4 protein-coding genes and 1 pseudogene are annotated in these 4,679 nt (G+C 70.6%); 4 read left to right on the top strand and 1 reads right to left on the bottom strand.

All coding sequences use genetic code 11. The features are described 5' to 3' along the window. Positions 1 to 357 precede the first annotated feature (357 nt). Together EHS43_RS37870 and EHS43_RS37865 are read left to right on the top strand one after the other, a co-directional pair. The gene (locus tag EHS43_RS37870) at positions 358 to 1,854 is read left to right on the top strand and encodes an FAD-dependent monooxygenase (RefSeq protein WP_125195151.1); all 1,497 of its coding nucleotides are present in this window, start codon (positions 358 to 360) and stop codon (positions 1,852 to 1,854) included. Positions 1,855 to 1,985: 131 nt separating this feature from the next. Further along, positions 1,986 to 2,606, top strand: a complete 621-nt coding sequence (locus EHS43_RS37865) for a TetR/AcrR family transcriptional regulator (protein WP_125195150.1) — start codon at positions 1,986 to 1,988, stop codon at positions 2,604 to 2,606. A gap of 33 nt (positions 2,607 to 2,639) precedes the next feature. On the opposite strand, the gene EHS43_RS37860 is transcribed toward EHS43_RS37865, so the two are convergent. Further along, entirely contained in the window at positions 2,640 to 3,023 is a 384-nt protein-coding gene (locus EHS43_RS37860; protein WP_125195149.1) for a helix-turn-helix domain-containing protein, read from the bottom strand. Positions 3,024 to 3,106: 83 nt separating this feature from the next. On the opposite strand from EHS43_RS37860, the gene EHS43_RS37855 reads away from it, so the two are divergent. Together EHS43_RS37855 and EHS43_RS37850 are read left to right on the top strand one after the other, a co-directional pair. Further along, on the top strand, positions 3,107 to 4,015 hold the full coding sequence (locus EHS43_RS37855) for an NAD(P)-dependent oxidoreductase (protein WP_125195148.1): 909 nt from the start codon (positions 3,107 to 3,109) through the stop codon (positions 4,013 to 4,015). Positions 4,016 to 4,444: 429 nt separating this feature from the next. Next, a pseudogene (locus tag EHS43_RS37850) lies at positions 4,445 to 4,679 on the top strand (DUF485 domain-containing protein); the annotation flags it as partial.

Below are 4,679 nucleotides of genomic sequence, written 5' to 3'. Positions count from 1 at the left end.
GCCCAAGCCCCCCGCACGCCGTCGCCCGTCCCCGTCCCGGTCCTCCCGCGAAAAGTTTCCGATTGGGGGTGCATGGACCGAGTGGCGCCGGGCACACGCGGTGCAGGGCCTTGCAGCACTGTTCCCCCGTGGTGCTGCAAGGCCCTTCCCCTTGGGCGGCGGGCCGGAGCGGAAAAGGGTTGGACGACAGGACGGCCGGGCTTGTAGCGTGCCGACGTCCGTGACACCGCCCGAGGAGGTGAGACCCATGAACGCAGTAGCGATGTGGGTGCTCCCCCTTTACCGTCACGGCCGGCGATAGACGCAGGTGTCGCCGGGAGCGCCTCGACCACAAGGCACTCCCGAAAGGCACCACCCATGGACTCTCCCCGGCACACCGCCGACCGGACGCCCCTCCCCCTCGACTACGACTACGACTACGACTACGACGTGATCATTGCCGGGTGCGGGCCGACCGGCGCGATGCTGGCCGCCGAACTACGGCTGCACGACGTACGGGTACTGGTTCTGGAGAGGGAAGCCGAGCCCGCGTCGTCGGTCCGCATCGTCGGTCTGCACATGCGCAGTCTCGAACTGATGGACATGCGCGGCCTGCTGGACCGCGTTCGCGAGCACGGAAGGCAGCGTCCGGCCCGCGGCTTCTTCGCCGCCATCGACAAACCCGTTCCGCAGGGGCTGGATTCGGCGCACGCCTATCTCCTGGGCATCCCGCAGCACGTTCTCGTCGACCTGCTCGAAAAGCATGCGGTGCATCTCGGTGCTCTGGTACGGCACGGGTGCGCGGTCGCCGGACTCCAGCAGGACGAGCAGGGCGTGTCGGTGGAGTCGGCCGACGGTGAACGGCTGCGTGCGCGCTACTTCGTCGGCTGCGACGGCGGCCGCAGTACCGTGCGCAAACTGCTCGGGGTCGGTTTCCCCGGCGAGCCCGCCCGGAACGAGACGCTGATGGGCGAGATGGAAGTGGCTGTGCCGCAGCGGGAGATCGCCGAGAAGACGGCCGAAGTCCGCGGGGTCCATCACCGCTTCTGGCTCCGGCCTGTTGGTGAAGGCATCTACAGCGTCGTCGTCCCCGCGGCGGGAGTCGGCGACCGCAGGACACCGCCGACGCTGGACGAGTTCAGGGAGCGGTTGCGCGCTGTCGCCGGCACGGATTTCGGCGTGCACTCCCCGCGCAGGCTCTCCCGCTTCGGGGATGCCACCCGGCTGGCCGAACGGTATCGGGTGGGGCGGGTGCTGCTGGCCGGCGACGCGGCGCACATCCATCCGCCCATCGGCGGGCAGGGCCTCAACCTGGGCCTCCAGGACGCGTTCAACCTCGGCTGGAAACTCGCCGCGCAGATCCGGGGCTGGGCACCGGGCAGCCTGCTGGACAGCTACGAGGCCGAACGGCGTCCGGTCGCCGAGGACGTGCTCGACAACACCCGCGCCCAGACGGAACTCCTGTCACCCGAGCCGGGCCCGCAGGCCGTGCGCAGGCTCCTCACCGAACTGATGGACGTCAACGAGGTGAACCGTCGGCTGATCGAGAAGATCACCGCGATCGGCATCCGGTACGACTTCGGCGAGGGCGCCGACCCCGACCTGCTCGGCCGCCGCCTGCCGGACATCGAGGTGGGACAGGGCCGTCTCCACGGTCTGCTGCGTCACGCCCGCGGGCTGCTGCTGGACCGCACCGGACGCCTGAGCGTGGGCGGCTGGGCGGACCGGGTCGAGCACCTCGCGGATCCCACGGCCGCCGTGGACGTGCCCGGCCTCCTGCTCCGGCCGGACGGCCACGTCGCCTGGATCGGTGACGACCAGCAGGGCCTGGACGCCCGTCTCTCGCGCTGGTTCGGTGATCCGGCCCGGGCCTGACCTCACGAGTACGCAGGCGGTCGCGGCGGCGGCCCGATGGCGCTGTCTGCCATCATGGCCGAAACGGAACCCTGTTCCCCGCACGATGCGAACCCGGATCCACGCCGCGATCCGCCGAGAGGAGCCTCGCCGTGAGCGACAGCCGCCAGGGCACGCAGAACGCCGCGCCCCAGCGCAAGGACGTCCGGCGCAACAAGCAGATCCTGCTGGACGCGGCTGCCGCCGTCTTCGTCACCTCGGGCGTGGAAGCGCCCGTGCGCGACATCGCGGCCAGGGCAGGCGTCGGCATCGGCACGATCTACCGGCACTTCCCCACCCGGGCGGACCTGATCGTCGCGGTCTTCCGCCACCAGGTCGAGACCTGCGTCGAAGCCGGCCCCGCCCTGCTGGCGAGCTGCCCGACCGCCTACGAGGCGCTGGAGCGGTGGATCGACCTGTTCGTCGACTTCCTGGTGACCAAGCACGGACTCGCCGCCGCCCTGCAGCACGACAACGCCGGATTCGAGACCCTGCACGCCTACTTCATCGACCATCTCGTACCGGTGTGCACACAGCTCCTCGACGCCGCCGTGGCCGCCGGTGAGATCCGCTCCGGTATCGGAGGGCTCCAGCTGATGCGGGGCGTGGGCAACCTGTGCGTCGGCGCGGAGAGCGATCCCGGTTACGACGCGCGCGCCCTGGTCGGGCTGCTGGTCGCGGGACTGCGCCATCCCGAGCCGTCCGCGCCCGGGGCCGCTCACGGCACGTCGTGAGCGGCGTGATGCCCTGGTAGCCGGGCGAGCCGGTCAAGGACTGCGCGTCGCCCCGGCCGCATCGGCCACTTCGGCCACTTCGGAAGCCTCGCGGCGTATCCGCTCGGTCCCCCAGGCCCCGAGCGGCTCGAGCGCCCGGTTCAGCGTGTGCCCGTGCTCGGTGAGGGAGTACTCCACGCGCGGCGGCACCTCGGCGTACACCTGCCGGTGCACCAGTCCGTCCTCCTCCATCTCCCGCAGGTGCTGCGTCAGCACCTTCTCGCTCACCCCCGGTAAGCCGCGCCGGAGTTCGGCGAAGCGGCGTATGCCGTGGGCGTCGAGCTCCCAGAGAATCAGCCCCTTCCACTTCCCGCTCACCACGTCGAGCCCGGCATCGATGCCGCAGACGTACGGCCCGTTCCTCGGCGCCTTCGCCATCACTGAACCCCTTACTGAAAGGTAAGTACCGCAGAAATTAGTGGGTACTTCCGACCCTAGCGACGATCTTCGAGCATGGAGGAGTGAACGAACCGGAGAACGCCACCACCAGCCAGAGCAGCGCCGTCACCGTGATCGGACTCGGTCCGATGGGCCAGGCGATGACCCGCACCCTCCTCGACTCGGGCCACCCCGTCACCGTCTGGAACCGCACCGCTCGCAGGGCCGACGGCGTCGTCGCCGCCGGAGCGGCCCTCGCGGCGACCCCCGCCGAGGCGGTCGAGGCGAGCGAGCTGGTCATCCTCAGCCTCACCGACTACCAGGCGATGTACGACATCCTCGGCGGCGCCACCGCGTCGCTCGCCGGCCGCACCCTGGTCAACCTGAGCTCCGACACACCCGAGCGCACGCGCGAGGCGGCGAACTGGGCGGCGGGCCACGGCGCCCGCTTCCTCACCGGCGGTGTCATGGTCCCCGCGCCGATGGTCGGCACGGAGGCGTCCTTCGTCTACTACAGCGGAGGCGACCAGGTGATGGAGCGGCACCGGGCGGCGTTGGCGCCCCTCGGAACACCGCGGTACCTGGGCGACGACCCGGGCCTTGCCCAGATGATGTACCAGGCCCAACTCACGGTCTTCCTCACCACGTTGTCGGCATTGATGCACGCCACCGCGATGTTGGGCACCGCGGGGCTGAAGGCCTCGGAAGCGCTGCCGGAGCTGCTGTCCACCACCGACTCGATCGGCGACATGCTCCGGGCCGGCGAGGAACGACCCGGCACCGCGCTCGACGCCGGCGAGCACCCGGGCGAGCTCAGCACGGTCGCCATGATGGGTGCGACGTCCGACCACATCGTCGAGACCAGCGCGTCGCTCGGTCTGGACCTCGCACTGCCACGGGCGGTCCAGGCCCACTACCGGCACGCGATCGAGAACGGACACGGCGGCGACAACTGGACCCGCGTCATCGACAGCATCCGCGGCCGCCTCTGACGTGGCAGGGGGTGATCCGGCGTGCACCGGGGCACGTTCGCACGGCTCGATACCCGGCAGGCATATGCCGCCAGTACCACCCCCCGAACGGACGGCACCGCACTGCCGCATCCGGCGTACCGCCGATCACCCCGCCGCCCGGTCCGCGTCCATCAGTGCAACCGGGGCCGACCGGGACTGGTGTACGACGTACGGACGGCCGATTCCAGAGGAAAGGGAACACAGCAGGCACCTGAGGCACTTCCGTCACACCCTCACCACGGACATCCATCGAGGCCGGCTCGCCCGCGGGGCTTCCGTCAGAAAGTTCAACGGAACACACATCCGCCGCCCGGACGCCCGCATAACGTGCGGTGACCCGAACCGCCTCCGCTCCCCCACCTTCTTGCGGTCCGTGACTTCCGGGCCCACCGCGCTAGGAGTTTTGGGATGTCCTACGACCGCTCGGAATTATCCCTGCCGCACCGGCACAACGAACGGGCCCCCTCCCCCGCTCTCCGGGCGTCGTCCCTCGCGCCGACGGGAGTACGGCCGGGCAGCGGGGCCCGTCCGCGTTCCTGGTCCGGCTACCACCGCGCGCTGCGCGTCCTGCGCCGCGCCTGCCGGTGGCAGCGACGCGTGGCCACCCTCGTCGCCCTCGGCTACTTCGCCTTCTTCCTCACCC

It is taken from the genome of Streptomyces sp. RP5T, assembly GCF_003933965.1.
Taxonomy (GTDB): domain Bacteria; phylum Actinomycetota; class Actinomycetes; order Streptomycetales; family Streptomycetaceae; genus Streptomyces.
This window is presented reverse-complemented; position numbering and strand designations above follow the sequence as displayed.

Coding starts and splice junctions, on each gene's coding strand:
- EHS43_RS37870 (WP_125195151.1), top strand. CDS start 358: ATGGACTCTCCCCGGCACACCGCCGACCGGACGCCCCTCCCCCTCGAC.
- EHS43_RS37860 (WP_125195149.1), bottom strand. CDS start 3,023: ATGGCGAAGGCGCCGAGGAACGGGCCGTACGTCTGCGGCATCGATGCC.